This window comes from Sulfurimonas sp. HSL3-2 (assembly GCF_039645965.1).
GTDB lineage: Bacteria > Campylobacterota > Campylobacteria > Campylobacterales > Sulfurimonadaceae > Hydrocurvibacter > Hydrocurvibacter mobilis.
This window is the reverse complement of record NZ_CP147917.1, coordinates 570,986-590,979: the sequence shown is the minus strand read 5'-3', so window position 1 is coordinate 590,979 and position 19,994 is coordinate 570,986. Positions and strand designations below refer to the sequence as shown.

General features: G+C 39.6%; 19 protein-coding genes. 1 reads left to right on the top strand and 18 read right to left on the bottom strand.

The window, feature by feature from the left end; genetic code table 11:
* Positions 1-30: 30 nt before the first annotated feature.
* The gene (locus tag WCX87_RS03030; RefSeq protein WP_345980564.1) at positions 31-717 is read right to left on the bottom strand and encodes a dUTP diphosphatase; all 687 of its coding nucleotides are present in this window, start codon (positions 715-717) and stop codon (positions 31-33) included.
* Between the two features lie 115 nt (positions 718-832).
* Here WCX87_RS03030 and WCX87_RS03025 point away from each other — a divergent pair, with 115 nt between their 5' ends.
* The gene (locus WCX87_RS03025) at positions 833-1,012 is read left to right on the top strand and encodes a uracil-DNA glycosylase (protein ID WP_345980563.1); all 180 of its coding nucleotides are present in this window, start codon (positions 833-835) and stop codon (positions 1,010-1,012) included.
* Here the strand turns inward: WCX87_RS03025 and WCX87_RS03020 are convergent.
* The 17 genes from WCX87_RS03020 to pth form a co-directional block, all read right to left on the bottom strand.
* Complete coding sequence (locus WCX87_RS03020; protein ID WP_345980562.1) at positions 993-1,406, bottom strand: pyridoxamine 5'-phosphate oxidase family protein; 414 nt, start codon at positions 1,404-1,406, stop codon at positions 993-995. The genes WCX87_RS03025 and WCX87_RS03020 overlap by 20 nt on opposite strands.
* Complete coding sequence (locus WCX87_RS03015) at positions 1,406-1,648, bottom strand: hypothetical protein (RefSeq protein WP_345980561.1); 243 nt, start codon at positions 1,646-1,648, stop codon at positions 1,406-1,408. Before WCX87_RS03015 ends, WCX87_RS03020 begins: the two co-directional genes overlap by 1 nt.
* The gene (locus WCX87_RS03010; RefSeq protein WP_345980560.1) at positions 1,645-2,823 is read right to left on the bottom strand and encodes a pyridoxal phosphate-dependent aminotransferase; all 1,179 of its coding nucleotides are present in this window, start codon (positions 2,821-2,823) and stop codon (positions 1,645-1,647) included. The genes WCX87_RS03015 and WCX87_RS03010 overlap by 4 nt, the downstream gene beginning before the upstream one ends.
* Entirely contained in the window at positions 2,820-4,919 is a 2,100-nt protein-coding gene (gene ovoA, locus WCX87_RS03005; protein WP_345980559.1) for a 5-histidylcysteine sulfoxide synthase, read from the bottom strand. The genes WCX87_RS03010 and ovoA overlap by 4 nt, the downstream gene beginning before the upstream one ends.
* 14 nt (positions 4,920-4,933) lie before the next feature.
* On the bottom strand, positions 4,934-6,913 hold the full coding sequence (locus tag WCX87_RS03000) for a bifunctional diguanylate cyclase/phosphodiesterase (RefSeq protein ID WP_345980558.1): 1,980 nt from the start codon (positions 6,911-6,913) through the stop codon (positions 4,934-4,936).
* A 12-nt stretch (positions 6,914-6,925) separates the two neighbouring features.
* Entirely contained in the window at positions 6,926-8,383 is a 1,458-nt protein-coding gene (locus WCX87_RS02995; RefSeq protein ID WP_345980557.1) for a DUF3373 family protein, read from the bottom strand.
* The gene (locus WCX87_RS02990) at positions 8,384-8,611 is read right to left on the bottom strand and encodes a hypothetical protein (RefSeq protein ID WP_345980556.1); all 228 of its coding nucleotides are present in this window, start codon (positions 8,609-8,611) and stop codon (positions 8,384-8,386) included.
* Positions 8,612-8,667: 56 nt separating this feature from the next.
* Positions 8,668-10,503 carry a 1-deoxy-D-xylulose-5-phosphate synthase gene (gene dxs, locus WCX87_RS02985; RefSeq protein ID WP_345981089.1) on the bottom strand — a complete coding sequence of 612 codons (1,836 nt, stop codon included), beginning with the start codon at positions 10,501-10,503 and terminating at the stop codon, positions 8,668-8,670.
* A 12-nt stretch (positions 10,504-10,515) separates the two neighbouring features.
* Positions 10,516-11,322, bottom strand: coding sequence for a flagellar assembly protein FliH (gene fliH, locus WCX87_RS02980; protein ID WP_345980555.1), 807 nt, complete (start codon positions 11,320-11,322; stop codon positions 10,516-10,518).
* Positions 11,322-12,347 carry a flagellar motor switch protein FliG gene (gene fliG, locus WCX87_RS02975; RefSeq protein WP_345980554.1) on the bottom strand — a complete coding sequence of 342 codons (1,026 nt, stop codon included), beginning with the start codon at positions 12,345-12,347 and terminating at the stop codon, positions 11,322-11,324. Before fliG ends, fliH begins: the two co-directional genes overlap by 1 nt.
* A gap of 1 nt (position 12,348) precedes the next feature.
* Complete coding sequence (gene fliF, locus WCX87_RS02970) at positions 12,349-14,082, bottom strand: flagellar basal-body MS-ring/collar protein FliF (RefSeq protein ID WP_345980553.1); 1,734 nt, start codon at positions 14,080-14,082, stop codon at positions 12,349-12,351.
* A gap of 9 nt (positions 14,083-14,091) precedes the next feature.
* Positions 14,092-15,186, bottom strand: coding sequence for a histidinol-phosphate transaminase (gene hisC / locus WCX87_RS02965; RefSeq protein WP_345980552.1), 1,095 nt, complete (start codon positions 15,184-15,186; stop codon positions 14,092-14,094).
* The gene (pheA, locus tag WCX87_RS02960; protein WP_345980551.1) at positions 15,176-16,264 is read right to left on the bottom strand and encodes a prephenate dehydratase; all 1,089 of its coding nucleotides are present in this window, start codon (positions 16,262-16,264) and stop codon (positions 15,176-15,178) included. The genes hisC and pheA overlap by 11 nt, the downstream gene beginning before the upstream one ends.
* Positions 16,261-17,064 (bottom strand): HAD-IIA family hydrolase, encoded by an 804-nt coding sequence (locus WCX87_RS02955; RefSeq protein ID WP_345980550.1) that lies wholly within the window; start codon positions 17,062-17,064, stop codon positions 16,261-16,263. The genes pheA and WCX87_RS02955 overlap by 4 nt, the downstream gene beginning before the upstream one ends.
* Before the next feature lie 5 nt (positions 17,065-17,069).
* A complete protein-coding gene (gene lysA, locus WCX87_RS02950) occupies positions 17,070-18,284 on the bottom strand; it encodes a diaminopimelate decarboxylase (RefSeq protein WP_345980549.1) in 1,215 nt (404 codons plus the stop codon).
* A gap of 81 nt (positions 18,285-18,365) precedes the next feature.
* Positions 18,366-19,430: an LptF/LptG family permease gene (locus WCX87_RS02945; RefSeq protein ID WP_345980548.1), complete on the bottom strand. Its 1,065-nt coding sequence runs from the start codon at positions 19,428-19,430 to the stop codon at positions 18,366-18,368.
* 13 nt (positions 19,431-19,443) lie between these two features.
* On the bottom strand, positions 19,444-19,992 hold the full coding sequence (pth, locus tag WCX87_RS02940; RefSeq protein WP_345980547.1) for an aminoacyl-tRNA hydrolase: 549 nt from the start codon (positions 19,990-19,992) through the stop codon (positions 19,444-19,446).
* Positions 19,993-19,994: the final 2 nt, after the last annotated feature.

The following is a 19,994-nucleotide window of genomic DNA, read 5'->3' as shown; positions in this document are numbered from 1 at the left end:
TGTCTATAAGTCCAAAAAGATCATTCGTCTCTATGCTAACTTATCATAAACTTCCTGCATCTTTTTATATAGAACTGCGGGCTGTATATCGCCGTTTTCTTCCCAGATACGTTTCATTATAACATTATCTTCCACGCCGTTCCAATTTTTTATATATGTACCCTCTTTGTATCCGTGATCTTGGCGGAACTGGTTAAGTATATTTTTTCCGACATATAAACGGTACAGAGTCGTGATATCAAGTCCGCTCATCACGACTAATTCAAAAAAGTCGTTTGCCATATTTGAGATATCCAGACTTTTACGATTTAGCGCGTCTATCATCAAAAGTTCTACTTTTTCAATTATCTCTTTTTGCGTGGCAAACGAATCATTGGGGTTTTTCACTATTTGGTAAGATGGGACTTCTGAGAGCTGCTGTGCCAGGTCTTCTAGTTGACCGCGCATGTTCTTTGCATACTCTTCGATAGCAAGACTCATAATAAAATGCCATACGTCAACGACTTCGATCTTCAGGTTGTCCCAATCAGGCTCTTGTGATATGTTTTTCCAGTGCTTCCATGAAAAGCTGTCGATCATCTCGGCACACTCCATATAGATACATCTTTTCCAGTTTATCTCTTTACCGTTTTTTGTAAGACCTTCCGTCCAGTTTTCACCGTTTGTAGAGTCGTTTAACTGCTGTTGCAGTTGTAGCATCATTAATATCTTATCCATCATTAACCTTTAAAAAACTATTGTTGTATTCTACTGACTTATTAATAAAAAGATTATTACCTAGGGTTTATTATTTTTTATATGATAAAATTTTGTAAAAAGAGAAGATGATCGTATGCAACGTATTAATTGCCGTAGATGTGCTTACTATTATGTGACATGGAATGCTGCGCAGCCGCATGGATGCAAAGCTTACGGATTCAAGTCTAAGATGATACCCTCTTTAGTCGTCAAACAGAGCAGCGGAGCCGATTGCTCGTTTTTCACCCTAAAACCTACTCCCGCTCCCAAATAAGTTTCTTTCCAAACCCAAGCTTATTATCCGTCATCTTAAAAAAGTCTACCTTGATACGCCAAAGCGTAGGATTCATAGCCAAAGCGTAAGGAAATCGTTTCAAGTAGATCTTTTTCTCATCTTTACATGGAAGCATCTCACCTTTAAACTGAACACCTTGTATCTTTCCCACAACGTCGGTTTCAAGATGCACGGTCCCTGATACTTTTGTATTTGTTAAAACATTTTGAATATGTTCTGTCTTTATGTCAGACGCAACGATAAAGCTGTTCTGCTCTTTATCGTAAGCATAAAAGAGTGTGCATGAAGATGGTTCGTGATCCTTACATGTAGCAAGAGAGAGCGTATGGTGTTCATCCAAAAAAGAGATGATCTTCTCTAAATTTTTATCCATTAAAACTTTATATCTTTATAGAGATATTTCTCAAAAGGCTCAATATCCGTCAGCTCTCTTTTTTGCAGCATCAGCTTACCGACTTCGTCCTGACTTATCGTGTCAAATATCTCATTCACACTTGTTATCTTGTAGTAGCTTCTTAAAAAATCTATCAAGATATCAAAGTTGTCTTTATCATTCTCTTTTAAAAACTTTGCCTGCTTATGCAGCTTAAACTCTTCCCAATTTATTTCTATCATTTCATTGCTCCCAATGCCTTATCCAATTGATCCATAGCCTGTTTCATGATCTGTGTCGATACAGCAAAATTCAACCGCATGAATCCGCTTCCCTCTTTTGAAAACGAGATCCCCGGAGAAAGCCCCAGTCCGGCTCTGTTTATAAAAAAATCTCTCAGCTCTTTATCGCCAAACCCCATTTTAGAACAATCAAGCCATGCCAGATATGTGCCTTCAGGTTGGATATACGAAATTTTATCATTATATTTCTTGCAAATATCCATTAACATCGTACTATTTTTCAGCAGATGGATTTTTAACTCTTCAAGCCACTCATTACCGTCTGTATAAGCACTCTGCATAGCCACATGCCCGAGCGTAGTCCCCTGTGCAAAATGTATATTATCATACACTTTTTTAAACTTTTGGCGCAAAAGTTCATTTGAGATCGCAACGGTACTGATGGCGAAACCCGCAAGATTAAATGTCTTTCCGACACCCAACGCCGTAACAGTGATATCTCTCACCTCATCGCTTAAGCCTGCAAAGGGAATATGCTTATTGGGTGCATAGACCAAGTCGCTGTGTATCTCATCGGCAAAGACGACTACATTATGCTCTAAACAGACCTCTGCGATCCTTTCAAGCTCCTCTTTTTTCCAAACACGACCTACGGGATTGTGAGGCGAGCACAGAAGCAGAAGCTTTGTCTCTTTGTCGATCTTTGAGATCAGGTCTTCTACATCAAAAGTATATCTTCCCCTCTCATCTCTTTTAAGAGGATTGAACAGCACCTTTCTGTTATGGTGTGTCACGCTTTTAAAAAACGGCGGATAAACGGGTGTTTGGACGATGACCTTCTCACCCTCTTCACTGAAGGCTTCAATGGCTGCATTGATGCTCGCAACGACCGAGTGGGAGTAAAGAAGTTCTTTCTCTTCAAATGTGATGCCGTGATGTCTTTTCATCCATTCTATCTGCGCCTGATAAACAGATGAGGGCATCTCTTCATATCCGAAGTTCGGGTGTTCCAGTCTTTTTTTCAAAGCTTCTATTATAAAAGGCGGCGTATCTATGTCCATATCAGCCACCCACATAGGCAGCACGTCGTTTTTACCGAAAAGCTTCTCTCTTAAAGTGTATTTCTCTGCATTGCTGTTTTCCCGTTTTGCCGATGTAGAAAAATCATACTTCATCTTTTTTTCCATACACTCATCTGCGAGATCGTGTGCTGATACTTTCTTGCCGTCTCTTGTATGACAAAAGGGATATCTTCCAGGTATATAAGCTCAAATCTATCTTCTAGTATTTTTTTAAGATTATCGATCGTTCTTATCTCATTGCCCTCTTCATCTTTGTATCCGCCAAGCCAAAACTCTTTTTCAGTCGAACTTTCCTGCCATGTATACGGCGATGTCAGGACAAGAACACCGTCTTTGTTCAGTCTGGTGTCTATCGTGTCTAAAAAGAGTCTTGGGTTGTAAAGCCTGTCGATCAGATTCGTCGCCATCACCAGATCGTAAGAGTGAAGGTTCGGTTTGAGGTTACAGGCGTCTCCCTGCCAGAACATCACTTTCTCTTTGATGTGATCATATCCAAGATCCTCTATGGTGACTCTTTTTAAACGGAAGAGATCACCCTCCTCTTTTGCATGATACGCAATGTAGCCGTCATCTTTGAGTCTTGTCGCAACGGAGATGAATCTCGCTGAAAAATCGACTCCCTCTACCTCATCGAAATGCTCTGCTAGTTCAAACGAAGCACGTCCGGTCGCACAACCCAGATCAAGTGCTTTTGTCTTGTTCACCGCTAAGAGCGCCGCTCTTTTTGCACATGTGACCGCAAAGTTTTTAACACCGAAATGCTCTTCACCGTATTGAAACTCGCAGTATTGAGATACCAGTTCATCACTTTCATAGATATCAGGTTCTTTCTCTTCTGTTTGTGTCGAGTTTATGACATATCTAAAGCCTGCATGCTGGTAAAAATGTCGGCGGAATGCGTAACGGGAATGTTTCATTATCTCATTTCCCGTACTGATAAAAGAGCCGCCTTTTATGATATTGTGCTTCGTGTCAAAAGTAGGCGTGGAAAAATCATCATATGCAGGATGGACTTTAAACCCTTCAAACCCGTCTATCGGCGTATCCGTCCACTGCCAGACATTACCGATGACGTCATAGATATCTTTAAACGCAAACCTGTCCACACTGCAGGCTGAAAGATGATGAGAAAGATTGATATTGGCTTTTTTGTCATCAAGATCCGGCACATCTTTCAGATCAGCATACTCATAGAGTCTATACCACTGTGCTTCGCTAGGAAGCGAGTATGTTACACCGTCGCGTCTTGAAATATACCTGCAGTACGCCTGCGCTTCAAGGGCATTGACATCGACAGGCCAGTTTTTAGGCATCTCTATGACACGGCTTAGCGTCCTGTACTTCAACTCATCGCCCTCTTTGATCCAAAAAGCAGGATACTTGGCACCTTTGATCTGTAGAAATCTCAGACCCTCTTCATCCCAAAGGGTCGCATCCTCATAACCGCCGTTTTCTACAAACTCCAAGAACTCGCCGTTGCTTACCAAAAACTTTGAGACTTTAAAATCATCGACCTTACATGTAAGGGTTCCGTATTCGTTATCCCATCCGTAAAGATGATGATCAAAATCTTTTCCAAGAGTCAGTGTGTTGCCGCTTATACCGACCATCACATTTTGCGGGTAACTGCTTTTTGCATCTTCGAAGATATCAAACTCTTCGACCTCTTTTATATACTCTATAGGCATCTGTCTATGCAGTACCGAAGATGTCTCTATATGGATGCGTTCATGTTCGATCCCCATAAGGATGATCCAAAAAGGATCATCCCATTTTATAGGCAGGGACAATGGAAGTGTCGATATAAGTTCATCAACAATCTCTCTGACCTTAGCCCTGTACGCTCTGACCTCTTCTACTTTAGGCCATCTGTAATGCGAGCTTTCCAGATCGTCCCATACCATCTCGTCCACACCGATCGCAAAGATCGACTCAAACTCAGGATTGACCCGATTTTTGATGATGCCTGAAAGTATGAGTTTATTTATAAAGAAGGTCGCTGTGTGACCGAAGTAAAATATCATAGGATGGCGTGAGGGTTCTGATTGTTTATAGAAAACCGTATCATCTTTTAAAAGATCGAAAAGTCTCTCAAACATATCATAGCTGTTATGAAAGTATCTGCGTATCTCTTCACGTTTATTATCACTGCCTTCAAGTGTAGGCGGATAACTGTAATATCTGTTCAAAACTAACCCTTATGTCATTTTATGTAATATGTGATCGGCTCCGGTTTACCTATATAAAAACCTTGGGCATAATCAACTCCAAGCGATGTCACCGTCTCAAGTATCTCGACTGATGAAACGAACTCTGCGATCGTCTCTACGTTCATCTTACGAGCCAGATCCACTATGGTCTCGACCATCACCTGAGAATTTTTATCTCTGTCTATATTTGATATGATAGAAGCGTCTATCTTTATATAATCGATAGGAAGATTGAGTGCATGCGAAAAGTTAGAATACCCGCTTCCAAAATCATCCAACGCGATCTTCGCACCGTATGAACGTATGTTCTTACAAAATTCCAAGACATCTTCATAGTCCTGAAAATCTTCTGTTTCTAAAAGCTCTATCGTTATAAGGTTACTATATTCAAAACTGTCAAGTTTTTTATATAAAAACTCCAGAGTAGACTTACTTATAATGTCGTCGACCGAGATATTGATAGAACACGGGACTTTATATCTCTCTATTACGGACAGTGTGTTCTCTATCACTACCTGTGTAAGCTTTTGATAGAGTCTGTGTTTCTTTGCCACATCAATAAAAGTGATCGGCGGTATCACCTTCCCGTCATCTATAATCCTTACCAGTGATTCATACTTTCTTGGTTTTGACTTATCGCTAAGCGGTAAGATCGGTTGAAAATATGAGACAATAGTATTGTTTTCAAAAGAACGAAGAAGAGTATTGTAGCACTCTATTATCTTGATGTGCTCCTCTTCTATCTTCTTGTCGTCTTCAAATATCCCTAAAGAGATGTTTTTCTTTTTAGCATTTTTTAATGCCATATCAGCATATGCGAGCATCTTTGAAGCACCTGAGAAGGAGAGACCTGCACTCATAATAAGATTAAATGTTTTGTCCTCATATCTAAACTCATTATGTTTATACTCTTCTAAAAGTTCCTCTATCTTCGTAATAAAGTCTGTTTTAGAAAGTTTTTTATTCTGAGTAGCTATGACAAACTCATCCCCTGTTATATGATACAACATATTATTTTCTGCCGGCACAGATCTGCTTATAAAGTCGGCACTCATCCTAATAGCGGTATTGCCTAACTCTTCTCCGTAAATATCGTTAAACTGCTGGAACTTGTCGATATCTAAGATCGCCATATATAAAAAGTTCTGCTCCTGCATATCTAAAAGCAGCTGATTTCTATTTGGCAATCCGCTTATATAGTTCGTATATATCTTCGAATGCAGTTCCTCTGTTTTCTTCTCTATCTCTTTTTCCAAGTCATCATTATATTTCGCAAGTTCACCTTTTAAATATCTCTGCTCTTTCTCTGCATCTTCGGCACGTTTTAGCTGTATCTTTACTTTCGTGTTTAACGATATAAGCTTATATATAGAGAAGATAATGATCAAAAATGAACCGCTGAACGAAAGAAATATCCTGAGTTTCATATCACTGTTAGTGATCTTTAGATTGTATATGTCTTTTTCAAGTTCACTTTTTACAAGTTCTAACAAGCCGTTTGTGTCTTCACTGAACTTTTTGTTTATCTTGCTGAATCCAAGCAGTGCATCTTCTATATCTTCGGTATTTTGACTTTTTAATGCTTCGTTTATTGATTGGTTTACAGCTTCATATCCGACAACCCTGCGTCTGATGACATCCACCTTTTCAACCAGTTTATCATGCTTAAAATCGATCTCTTTTAAAAACTCGTCTACTTGATTGATATCATCTTTGACATTTTTAAAGGATTCCTGGACATTTATTCTTGTAGATTTATTATTGAGGATGATGGCTGTTAGCACATCGGAGTTATTGATCTTTATATCATTATCGAGTTTATATGAAAGCTCAGAGAGTCGTATCTGTTCATTTACTATAAAATCGATCATCTCAGTAGTCGATTTCATACTTTGGATACTCAAGTACAGCGGAATAAGCATAAAAGCCATTCCGATAGAAAGATAAAAATAAAGTTTTCTTTTAAATTTCATCGTCTTTTCAGCCTAGTATTTAGCATTGATTGAGATATATCCCACTTGCTGGGTTCCGTCTTTGCTTGCAGGCTCTCCAAAATGCCATCCTGAGCCGGTATATTCCTCTTTGGTATAGAGATAACCCACCTTTGTATAAAGGTTCTTATGAAACTTCCATATCACATATGCTTCACCTACATGTCCGCGGGTAGAGAGTTTATTGTATATATCTTCCGCACCCTGAGTAGCACTGAACCAGTACTTGCTTCCGTAGTTATACTCCAGACCAAGATCAAAACGTTCATTTATGCCGTACTTTGTACCTGTATAAAAAGCATATCCGTTAGAACTGATCATCGGACCTTTTGCATAGGCAGCCGTTGAGAAACCAACCGTTCCAGAAGCGGTAGTCCCGTTCACGTCGTTGACTATCTGATAGTCATCCACTTTACCGTTACCGTCAGGAATAGACATCGCTCCGTGTGCGAACAGATCAATATCCTTCTCATTGAACTCTGCTATATCCAGACCGAGTCCGAGTGTCATCATATTACCAAGGACATTTGCATTGTCCGATGTAACGTCTGGACCAAGGTAAGGATGCGCTTTTAAGTTATACAGATAGTTGATCCCTCCAGAAAGCAGTGCATTTCCGAAAAAATGAAACTTTGTATCAGCATAAAGACCGAGTACATCCGCATTATCTATATTTTCCCGATTACACTGATATGGATAGAACTGTCCGCGCATCGTATAAGCTTTTGCAGCGATCGCGCGGATAAAAGTATTGTTATTGAACTTTTGTGTTGCGATCACACCGTATGTGTTCATATCGAAAACAAGTGCTGGAAACATCGATTTTCTTTTTGTATTTTGTGCAAACTGCATCGGTGTCCCGCCTGTCGTAGGCAAAACTCCGAAACTGAAAGTAAAGGCATTGGGTGAAGATTTATCGGCACTGTAATCAAAATAAGCACGCTCTATATCAAAAGCACTTGAAGCTGAAACAGACTTAATATCACGAGAGAGGATACAAAGTCTTTGATAGGATTGTGAAGAGGTGGCAAATACCATCCTCCCGTAAAAACTCACCTGATCGTCAAGCTGAGCTTTCATATTGAGTCGTACACGGATATATCCTGCAGGATCGAAATGCTTTGAGAACTCATCTCTTCTTTGATATGTACCGTCAGGCTGATAATCAGGATTACCGTATATTCTGGTATCTTCGCCTGCGATCTTTCCAAGAGTATAATCGAACTTATCTACGCGAAGTTCAAGTTCAGGTGAAAAATCTATCTTATCCAAGATCGATCTCATCTCCGTTTTTTCTAAAATAGGAGTCATCTCTTTTATATCTTGAGAGTTCTCTTGATCATTTTTTTCTAAAAGTCTTACTTTTGCTTCAAGCTCATCGAGTCTTTTTTGTAAGGCTGCATTATCTGCAGAAAGTATTAGCGGCAGTGCTAAAAAAAGTAGTTTTTTCATTTATAATCCCGGAACTATAGGCTGATCTGAATCTGCAGCATGTTTGATTAGATACTCTTTAAGTCGCATCTTTTCTATCTCATTTAAATTATTGATACCGTACTGAACTTGTCTTCTGTCGCTTGAGAAAACTCTTTCCCACTGCGTTGTAGCTTTCGTTCCGGCCAAAAGATTCAGTTTTGCCGCAAGCTGTTCTATGCTGTTAGCATTCAATATTATTGGAATCAATACAAATAAATACCTCAAAAACTGACCCCGTCTACCTGATTTAAACATAGATTATATCAAAATTTCTTCAGACTTAATATATTATTAATTTTTTTTACTAATTGTTCAGGACGAATACCTAAATATTCTTCTACCAATACAGTATTCCCATGCTTAATAAAATTGTCTTCATATTCAAAACTGACGAGTTCTACATCCGATAAGGTGTTACTCGATAAAAATTCTAAAAGGGCACTGCCTACTCCGCCCGCTTTTGAACTGTCGCTAAATACAAACCATTTTTTATGCTTTGTAGCCAACTCTCTGAGCATCTCTTCATCCAGCGGTTTTACAAACCTTAGATCAAGCAGTGACACTTCCTTGTCTAAAAGTTTCATAGTCTGATATGCACGTCCTACACCATTTCCGTACCCGATAAACAGGATATCGCTTTGATGGCTCACTAAGAGTTGTGATCTTCCAAGTTCAAACGGTTTCGATTCTGGCAGGTCGGACTCTATGAAAGAACCTCTTGGGTAACGTACGGAGCACGGGTGTTCATACGTCGAAGCAAAACCTATCGCCTGATGAAAAGATTTCTCGTTATAAGGTGCTAAAAGGGTCATATTCGGTATCGCTCTTAAAAAGCTGATATCAAAGACCCCTTGATGTGTCTCACCGTCTTCACCGACTATTCCTGCACGGTCAAGTGCAAAAACAACAGGCAGATCCATCAGACAGACATCGTGTATTACCTGATCGTACCCGCGCTGTAAAAAAGTCGAATAGATAGTACAAAACGGTTTAAATCCCTCTTTTGCCATCGCGGCCATCGAAGTCACGGCATGCTGTTCTGCAATAGCTACATCCCAAAAACGTTCAGGATATTTTTCCATAAGTTCACTCAGCCCTGTTCCACTCGGCATAGCTGCCGTGACGCCGACTATCTTCTCGTTATGAGCGGCTACATGTAAGAGTGCTTCTGTGTATATCTGAGTAGCAGATTTTGCAGGTGATTTTTTGTAACTGTCACCGCTTTCAATATTAAAAGGACCTACGCCGTGCCATTTTTCATGCTTGCCTTCGGCGATCTCATAGCCTTTGCCTTTTAATGTCTGGGCATGGATGATAACCGGTTTTTTCATGCTCTTTGCACGTTCTAAAATATCTATAAGAGATTTAATATCATGTCCGTCGACAGGACCGATATAGTCTATTCCCATCTCTTCAAACATGATCCCGGGTGTTATAAGTTTTAAAGATTCTTCAAGTCTTTTTGCTATGTATCTCGCACCGTCACCGAAATTATCTACAAAGTTTTCAGTTCTTTTTTTAAACTTTTGGTAAAACGGAGAAGCCATTGCAGAACTCAGCATACGGCTTACTGCACCGATAGGAGCAGCTATACTCATCTCATTATCGTTTAAGATGATGATCATCGGGTATTTTCTCTCACCCAGTTCGTTTAACGCTTCATATACCATCCCGGCAGTCATCGAACCGTCACCTATCATAATGACGGGGACTCGTGTCTCTTGTTCGCCTTTAAGTGCGATCGCTTTTGCCGCACCGATACCTAATGATATCGATGTAGAACTGTGTCCGGCAACAAAATAATCATCACTGCTTTCACTCGGTTTTGTATAGCCGCTGATACCATTAAACTCTCTTAATGTATCAAATTCATTCCAGCGTCCGGTAAGAAGTTTATGCGCATATGCCTGATGTGATACATCGAATATAAAAGGATCTTTTGATGAATCGAAAACCTTGTGCATAGCCACTATCAGCTCGGTCGCACCAAGTGTCGAACTTAAGTGTCCCCCGTTTTTGCTTACGACTTCTAAAATTCTCTCTCTGATATCTTTACATAAATTATTTAATTGTTCAATATTGTACGATTTTATGTCTATTTTCATAACTTCCTAATCTTCTTGTAATGCCGCTTGTTTCACACGTTCATAACGATTTAATATCTGTGCATCTATATTTCCGGCATCACTAATTGCGATGACGCCGCCAGGGCTTACCGCCCTGTCTGAAATTATCTCGATATTTTCTAAAGAACCGACTTTTTCTGAAACTGCACCGTGATCATTTGGGTTAACTTTAAGTTTTATCTTACTTGCCGTCTGCAGATCTTTTATCAGTTCGTGTGCAAGAGTGACCGCCACTTTCGATGAGTTAGAACTAAGTTCGACCTCGATGACCTCTCTGGCGATATCCAAAGCAGCTTCTAAAAGCTCTTTTTTTATTCCTTCAAGGACCGTTTTGTACTCATTGGCACTCTCTTCAAGTTTTTTCACAGACTCTGAAAACTGGTTGATCGCTGTTACTTTATCATTATCAAGTTTTGTATTAAACTGCTCTTTTGCATCATTTAGACCCTTTTCATAAGCCTCTTTTTTAGCATCTTCAAGCTTTTTGGCACACTCCTCTTCGGAGTCTTCCAATTTCATCTGAAGTTTGATAAAGTTTGATGACATCTCATCAGTTTTTTTCAGCAGTGATTCGACAAGTTCATCTCTGTTGCCGCTATGAGATGTTTCTTCATCTTCATCAGAAGATTTCAACTCGTCAAGACTTCTAAAGACCTCTTGTCTTACGACTGTATCCTGGCCCTCTGAAAACTCTTTTTCCGCCAATTCTTTGTCTGAATGAGAAAATACTTTGAACTTATACTTATCGATATTATGATTTGCTAAATGATCTGTCGTGATTAATGTGTCCATTACTCTATCATCTCTTCTGATTCACCTAGTTGAAGGAGACCCTGCTCTGAAAGCTGTGTAACGACTTCAACTATTTTACGCTGCGCAGTCTCGACATCTTTCATCTTAACTGCACCCATAAACTGCATCTCTTCCTCAAAAGTATCACGTGCACGTTGTGACATATTTGCAAAGAACTTCTCTTTAAGGTCTTCAGCCGCACTTTTTAGTGCCAGCATCAGATCTTGTTTATCCGAAGCTTTTAGAACTTCTCTTATTGCATTATTATCAAGTTTAGCGATATCTTCAAAAGTAAACATCATCTCTTTAATAGCTGACGCAAGCTCTTCATCGATCTGCTCGATCGAGCTTAGAGTAGCTTTAGAAGCTTTTGCACCCAGACGGTTAAATACGTCTGCAACAGCGCGAGGTCCACCGACTTCCACTTTGTAGCTCGCAAGAGATTCTAGTTTAGACTCTAGCACCGCACTGACACGCTTGATGACAGAAGGCGAAATATCGCCCAGTTTTGCCATTCTCATCGCAACTTCAGCACGAAGGTCATCAGAAAAATAGCCTAATACGTCAGCCGCAGCCGAAGCATCCATATGCGCCAAAATAAGTGCAATTGTTTGCGGATGTTCGTTGATAATAAAGTCTGAAAGCTGTTGCGGTTTGATCTTAGAAAGGTATGCAAAGTTTTGAGAGTTCTGCATACTTTTTGAGAGTTTATCCAATACTTTTTTAGCTTCTTCCGGTCCTAAAGTACGATATAAAAGTTCTCTCGCATACTCAAGACCTCCGGAAGTAAGATACTGGCTAGACTGGAGTATCGCATGGAACTCTTCTAGTATTGCGGTTGCAACTGCTTTATCGATAGATCTGTTTGTCGCAATGAACTTTGAGATCTCCGTAATAGATTCGACAGATAGATTTGCAAATATGTTGGCTGTGATATCTTCTCCAAGCTGCAATAAAAGTATTGCAATCTTTTCGGACATCGACATCTCTTCAAATTGAGCTTGCTGTGTTGAAGAAAGATTCATCTTATAATCCCTCCAATATTTTTGCGTATGATGGCGCCGTAGCGACAGATTCTTCACTCAGCAGACTTTGGATCAATGCCGCTAGATCATCCGGATGATCTTCCGCTATTGTTTTGATCTTCTCTAATAAGACGTCATACTTAAGTTCATCTTCGTTAAAGTTTTGACCGACACCAAGCTGATCTTCAACTTTCTTACGCATCTCTTGGACTCTCTCGACCAGATCATCGTCTTCGTCATCTTCAATAGCTAGAACAGGTCTCTCGACATCTTCATCTTCACGTGTTACTTCCAGCATTCTCTCTGCAAACGGAGAGATGACTTTTTTGTACAGTATGAATAGTAAGATAAGAACAAAAGCATATTTAAACACTGAAGCAAACGGTGTAATATACGTATCGGTAAATGTAAGGAACTTATTAATACCTTCACTTCCTGCAGCTGCTGTATCAGCATAGCTTTTAAACTGAAAGTTCTTAATAGATACCTGATCGCCTCTGTCCTGATTTATCCCGATAGACTGCGATACCAGTGAAGCGATCGCATCAAGCTGTGATTGATCAAGTGCAATATATTCCATCTCATCCGTCGGATTACCGTCTTTATCTACTTTATGCTGATATTTACCGTCAACAACGACTGCCGCCGTGATGCGTTTGATACGCGCGAACTGATCTTTTTGTGTTGAAACGGTCTTTGATATCTCGTAATTGGTTGTACCGGTGTTTTTTTGATATTTATCTGTAGTCGTATTGTTCTTTAGTCCTTGAACAGGACCGATATTACTTACCGTTCCTGGGACTCCACCGACGTCTGCCGGAGTCGAACCTTCACGCTTCTCTTCTAAAGTCTGCTCGCTTCTTACTACATTTTCGGGGTCATATTTTTCAGAGGTAGAGCTTTTTTGCGAGAAATCATACTCGATAGTCACTTTTGCGACGACATGATCACTCCCGCCTAAGAAAGGAGCTAAAACATCGACGATCTTCTGCTCGCTTTTTTTCTCCTCTTTAGACTTGTATTTCTGCTCTACGACCGAAAGTTCGCCAAGCTGCGCCATGTCGTCATTATCACCAAGTACTTCACCGTTACTGTTGATTAGAGCGACATTTTCTATTGTAAGTTTTGGTACTGCGGATGCGACAAGGTTCTTAACACCTCTTATCTGCTTTGGAGTCAGTGTTCTTCCATCTTTGAGTTTTACCATGATGGAAGCTGTAGGTTCGGTCTGCTTTGAAACAAACAGAGTTTCTTTAGGAAGTGCAAGCGAGACACTGGCACCTTCAACAGGATCCAGTGCCGAGATGGTACGTGAAAGCTCACCCTCTAACGCTCTTAAATACTTCACGTTCTGATCGAAACTCGTAGCACCGAATTCCTGAGAATCAAAAAGTTCAAAACCGACATTTTTATTTGCCGGGATACCCATAGATGCTATGGATATACGTTCTTTATAGACTATGTCTTTCGGGACTTTTATCGTGTTATTTTCACCTAATGAATAGGGTACATTCTCTTTATCAAGCTGTTGGACTACTTTAGAAGCATCTTCACTGCTAAGCTTTTCAAACAGGACCTCGTAATCATTTTTTATCTCGCCTTTTGACGTAAACACGACCAAAAAGACTAAAAATGAGACAATACCGACGACAGCACCGCCGATAATAATGCGCTGAGCCTTACTTAGCTTCGAATAAAGTACAACCAGTTGTGAAAAAAGTACCTTAAAATCCATATATACCCGTTATAAAAATTGTGGAGTCAGTTCAAAGAATCTATCGTTTTGAAAAGGTGTCCCTACGGTCACCCTCACAGCATTCAGACCATAACCGCTTAAATCTCTTACAATCATACCCTTTTTAAGCAGAGAATCAGCTAATTGTGATGAATTTTGACCATCATTTAAACACAATGTAACAAAGTTGGTATAACTTTCTATTATTTTTAAAGAATTTGAAGCAGCGAACTCCTCATATCTTTTCATCTCTGTAAAGTTGTTTTCTATGCTGTCTTGTACAAATTTTTCATCCTCAAGTGCGACGCTCGCGGCTTCAAGAGAAAGCGTTGTTATATTAAACGGAGGACGAAGTTTATACAACGGTTCGATGATAGAAGCCGATGCTATACCGTATCCTACACGCATTCCGCCAAGACCGTAAGCTTTAGAGAATGTTCCAAGATAGATGACATTGTTAAATCCGTCTACTATCTCTTTTGGAGTGATCTTTTTAGACGCATCTTTTGCGATCGCATACTCCATATATGCACCGTCTATGACGACTAAAGTGTTCTCATCGATCTTCGCTATAAACTCAAGTAAAGATTTTGCATCGATCGCATCACCTGTCGGATTATTTGGTGTACATAGAAATATTACCGACGGCTTATGCGCTTGATACATTGCATAAAACTCATCTAAATTATGTTCCTCTGAAGATGTTCTTACGATCTTCGCACCCACTTGTTTTGCATAGATCTCATACATAGCGAATGTCACGCTGTTCATAAGGACAGTCGATTTTTCATCAAGTTTTGCATGGACTATGAACTCGATGACCTGATCGCTTCCAGAACCGATAATAAGATTTTTGATATCTACGCCGTATTTTTTTGCCAGTCCATTTTTCAATTTCAGCATCGAATCATCAGGATATAAAGCCATGTTTTTTACGATAGCCGATACCGCATCTTGCACCTTAACAGAACATCCGAAAGGATTTTCGTTACTTGCTAATTTTATAATATCTTTTGGATCGATCCCAAACTCTCTTACTACCAGCTCTATTGGTTTTCCCGCTTCGTAAGTCTTGATATTTGCTAAATGTTTATTAAATTCCATATTTTTCCTTTACATAACTGCCAAGCCAAGTAACCTCTTTGGCATGTTTATTGACAACTCTTTGGACCGCTTCATCATCTATGTGACCGAAGAAGTCGATAAAGAACCAGTAGCCCATCTTGTTTTTCTCTTTTGACGGGCGTGATTCTATCTTAGAAAGGTTTATTTTTTCATTATTAAAATCTTGAAGAAAGTTCACAAGTGAACCTGCTTTCAACGGATCTTTCAATTTTACCAAAATCGATGTCTTGTCATCTTTGCTGATACCGTTTTTGAAATCGCTGAGTATTACGAATCTAGTCGTATTATCTACCGTGTCTTCGACGTTTTCAAACATCGTCGGTACACCATACAGTTTCGCTGCTATATGACTGCATATTGCCGCAGCTTCCGGATCTGCCGCTGCGAGTATTGCCGCTTTTGCCGTCGATTCGACAGGGATCTGTTCTATGTTTATAAGCTCATGCTCCTGCAAGAACTCCCTGCACTGTCCGAAACCTTTATCTTTTGAATAGATACGCTTGATATCTTTTAATTCTCTTGCTTTTGATGCAAACGCCATATGGATCGGCATATAAAGTTCCGAGACTATCTTGATAGGTGATTTTGCAAGAAGATCCAATGTCTCGCCTACAACACCGTCACGAGAATTTTCTACAGGAACTACACCGAATTTCGCACGTCCGGCTTCGATAGTTTTGAATACAGATTGAATAGAACTTAGAGACAGGTAGCTGCTCATCGCCCCAAAACGGCTTTCTGCGGCTTGATGGGTAAAACTTCCTTCAGGTCCAAGATATGCGATACGTTCAGGCAGCTCCAAGTTACGCGCTACAGCAAAGATCTCAAGGTATATGGCTTCAATAGCAGAATCGTTTAAAAGACCGTTATCCTCTTTATTTTTTGCACTCAAACGTTTGATAATAGCTTTTTCACGTTCAGGTCTGTATATCGCTCCACCGGTCTCGTTTTTTATCTCTCCGACACGTTCGACGACCTTCATACGCTTGTTTAAAAGCTCTAATATCTCATTATCTATCTTGTCTATATGTACTCTGCATTCATCTAAAGTCTTCATAATCTCTCCATCACTTCTTGCATATCGTTAAATATAAAATCCGGTTTTTCATCCTCTTTTAACAGTGGGATGATCTCTTCGGCTTTTCTATATTTTCCGCTTAAAACAAAGACTGTCTTCATCCCGAAAATCGCAGCCCCCGTCAAGTCGCCTTTTACATCATCACTTATGATCGTGATATCACCAAACTCGATCGTTTCATCCTGTTGTTTTACTCGGCTTAACGCTTCTTTATAAAAGTTGTCACTCGGCTTTCCGACGACTTCATAAGAGACTGAAGTGGCAAAAGAGAGCATCTTCAGTATCGCACCCACACCCGGATATCTTTTTGAATTCTTTGCATAGATCGTCGTCTCATGCATACCTACAAGCTTCGCACCGCTTAGTAAAAAGTCTATGATCTGGGCGTACTCTTCAGAGTTATAATCGTTTTTGATCGATACCAAGACCGTCTTAGGATTTTCATAATCCAATGTATAACCCATTGAAACGACTACGTTTAGAAACTCTTTTGTCCCATATGCCGCAAGACCTTCATCTTTAGCGATCTTACTTTCTAAAAGCATCAAAGGATCAAGATAGTGGTCTTTTTTGATATTTAGACCTATGGAGTTCAGGTAGTTTAAAAACTCTTCACTAGAATGCTTAGTATTGTTTGTGATCACCATATATGGGATCTTTTGCTCGTTTAGACTATCTATAAACTCTACACTCCCACGAATAGGCAGTCTGTCAGCATCATCGATGAGAGTGCCTTGAACATCTATAAAGTAGGTTTTTTGTTTATTGATATCGTTCATCTTGATTAATTATCTTCTTTTAAATAATCTTTTTCTAGAGCTATTATATCTTCAAAAGTCTCACGTCTGCGAATAATTCTATCTACACCTTTTTCCAGTGCGACTTCCGCACTACGTCCGCGTGTATTGTAGTTACTTCCCATTCCAAAACCGTATGCTCCCGCACTGTGTACTACCAGCAGGTCGTTATGTGAAAGTGCCGGCAGATCATAGTCTTTTGCCAAAAAGTCACCGCTTTCACAGACAGGACCGACAATGTCCGCTTTGCTCTTTTCATCGCTTTGTTTTAATGCTTCGATCTTATGATACGCGCTGTAAAGACTCGGGCGGATAAGGTCGTTCATCGCACCGTCGACTATCACGAAACGTTTGTCTTTATTTGTTTTCTCATAAAGTACTTTCGTCAGGAAATATCCCGCATTCGCCGTTAAAAATCTACCAGGTTCACAAACGACAGTCAGGTCAAGACCTGTCAAAGTCGAAAGGATTGCCTGTGCATAATCGTATGGAGTTATCGTCTTTTCATCATCGTATTTTATACCGATACCGCCGCCGATATCAAAGAATTTCAGTTCTATATCGATCACTTTTAAAGAACGCACAAGGTCAGCGACTATCTCTGATGATTCACGGATCGGGTCAAGTTCTGTCAGCTGGCTTCCGATATGAAAATGGATACCTACAGGGTCTAGATTTGCAGAATTTTTTGCAAAGATATACATACGTTTTGCACTGTCTATATCGACACCGAACTTGTTTGCACTAAGACCTGTCGAGATATACGGATGCGTCTTAGGGTCGATATTCGGATTTACTCTCACACTGATACGGCATACTTTGTCAAGCTCGCGGGCGATAATATCTATACGTTCAAGCTCTGCAATACTCTCTGCATTGATATATAAGATATCGTTTTCTATCGCTTCACGGATCTCATCGTCACTCTTTCCTACACCGCTGAAAAGTATCTTGTAAGGGGCGATTCCAGCCATCAACGCACGTCTCACCTCACCGATAGAAACACAGTCCGCACCGCTTCCAAGAGATGCGAAATGTTTAACGACACTAAGATTTGAATTTGCTTTTACTGCATAAGCTAAAATCGATTTTCTACCTCTAAATGCCTCTTTCAAAGAGTTGTACTGTTCTGTCATATAGTCAAAATCATATACATAAAGCGGTGTTTTATATTTATCAGCTAATTCTTGAAAATTTATCACAAATAATCCTAATTTTTTTTTGATTTTATCCAAAATTTGCTTAAGGAGATATCTAATAGAGGAATGGAATAATTGTATAGATTAGCGGATATTGAAACGTTTGTACTGTATTATTGAAGCAAAAATCAGTACTACGACCGGAAGGATTATGCCGATCTCACTGGAAACTGTTTTATTATTTGCATATTCTATCATCATAAAAAGTACTGCCCAGACGACTAGAGTAGAGAGTATTGCGACAAAACTGAAAAACGAGACATTTAAGAACCTGCTGCTCGGCGGGACAAAGAAAAATATAATGGTTATAAGAGCAGGAACAAAAAACGGGTACACAAAGATCTTATACAAAGCACTTTTTATCTGTGACGTGTTTATATTTTGATTTTGAAGCAGATAAAGCGCATCGAGTGCATCACCGATAGTAAAATTTACTTTACCCTCATAGACCTGATCCAGTATCTTCGGTTTAAACTCATGCAGCATCGCCAAGTCTTCTTTATCGGATATTTTGATCCCGCTGTTTTTCAATCCTACGACACTGGGTTTTTCGATAATATGAGCATTTTTAAGATGCCAGTCTCCACCGACATATACAGCTTCTTTTGAAGTAATAACTTCACTTAATGCACCGTTTTTTACCGTAAAAACTCTGACATCGGTCGCTTTTTTCTGCAGTGGAGAGAGTTTTGAAAAATAGATATATTTGTCTTCATACGTGAAAAAAAGATTTCTTGTCGGATTGAGATACTGCTCTGTTTTTCTGATGTTATTTGCAAATTCATCGGCCCTTGCAAAGTTCGTTGCATGCGCGGCTATAAAAAGAAAAATAATAGAAGTGGATACGAATATAAAAGGTTTTAAGACATCTGTACGGGAGTATCCCAGAGAGAAAAAAGAGACAAGTGCATTCGATCTTATCAGATAAATTTTTGTCGTTATCATGGCAAAGACAAGTGCTAAAGGAAGAAGCATATCTATGGCAAAAAAGATTCTGTAAACTAAATAAATAAGCAATAAGTTGGCAGATTTGGGAAGATCGTTCACATTTTGCAGATAGTCAAAGCCAACCATAAACATGACAAGTGCGATCATAATGATCAAAAAATATTTTAAGTAATGAAAAGATATATATTTAAATGCCAGCATGATGTAATTCTATCTAAATTTGTTTAATAGAGTACTGTGAAGAGACATCATCTAAACTCATTGTTTCTAATTTCATAATAGCATCGGCTGCCGTTTTTATCCAGTTGTCTAAATGCTCTTTTTCAGCCTCATTAAACACGGACAATACATAGTTCGCCACTTCGCCTTTATGCTGCGGTTTTGATATCCCCATCCTGACTCTGATATACTCTTTAGATATCGCTGCATCGATCGATTTGAGCCCGTTATGACCGCCGTGACCGCCGCCTCTTTTAAATCTCAATGCACCAAAAGGCAGGTCCAGATCATCATGTATGACTAAAACTTCATCAATTTTATAAAAGTTTTTAACGGCTAACACCGAGCGACCGGAAAGGTTCATAAAAGTCATGGGTTTAAGAAGATAATGTTCTTTGAATTTAAAAAGTTCACCCTCGAACGAGGCTTTTGATATAGAGGTTGCGGAAGTTCTTCGTACTAACTCGTCAATCACCATAAAACCGATGTTATGACGCGTCTGTGCATACGTCGAACCTGGGTTTCCAAGTCCGACTATAAGCATTA

Bases quoted from the DNA above. Each gene is read 5' to 3' on its own strand.
- WCX87_RS03000 (WP_345980558.1), bottom strand. From the start codon at position 6,913: ATGAAATTTAAAAGAAAACTTTATTTTTATCTTTCTATCGGAATGGCT.
- WCX87_RS03020 (WP_345980562.1), bottom strand. From the start codon at position 1,406: ATGGATAAAAATTTAGAGAAGATCATCTCTTTTTTGGATGAACACCAT.
- WCX87_RS03025 (WP_345980563.1), top strand. From the start codon at position 833: ATGCAACGTATTAATTGCCGTAGATGTGCTTACTATTATGTGACATGG.
- WCX87_RS02995 (WP_345980557.1), bottom strand. From the start codon at position 8,383: ATGAAAAAACTACTTTTTTTAGCACTGCCGCTAATACTTTCTGCAGAT.
- WCX87_RS02945 (WP_345980548.1), bottom strand. From the start codon at position 19,430: ATGCTGGCATTTAAATATATATCTTTTCATTACTTAAAATATTTTTTG.
- hisC (WP_345980552.1), bottom strand. From the start codon at position 15,186: ATGGAATTTAATAAACATTTAGCAAATATCAAGACTTACGAAGCGGGA.
- pth (WP_345980547.1), bottom strand. From the start codon at position 19,992: ATGCTTATAGTCGGACTTGGAAACCCAGGTTCGACGTATGCACAGACG.
- WCX87_RS03030 (WP_345980564.1), bottom strand. From the start codon at position 717: ATGGATAAGATATTAATGATGCTACAACTGCAACAGCAGTTAAACGAC.
- pheA (WP_345980551.1), bottom strand. From the start codon at position 16,264: ATGAAGACTTTAGATGAATGCAGAGTACATATAGACAAGATAGATAAT.
- fliG (WP_345980554.1), bottom strand. From the start codon at position 12,347: ATGAATCTTTCTTCAACACAGCAAGCTCAATTTGAAGAGATGTCGATG.
- fliF (WP_345980553.1), bottom strand. From the start codon at position 14,082: ATGGATTTTAAGGTACTTTTTTCACAACTGGTTGTACTTTATTCGAAG.
- WCX87_RS03015 (WP_345980561.1), bottom strand. From the start codon at position 1,648: ATGATAGAAATAAATTGGGAAGAGTTTAAGCTGCATAAGCAGGCAAAG.
- WCX87_RS02955 (WP_345980550.1), bottom strand. From the start codon at position 17,064: ATGAACGATATCAATAAACAAAAAACCTACTTTATAGATGTTCAAGGC.
- fliH (WP_345980555.1), bottom strand. From the start codon at position 11,322: ATGGACACATTAATCACGACAGATCATTTAGCAAATCATAATATCGAT.
- WCX87_RS03010 (WP_345980560.1), bottom strand. From the start codon at position 2,823: ATGAAGTATGATTTTTCTACATCGGCAAAACGGGAAAACAGCAATGCA.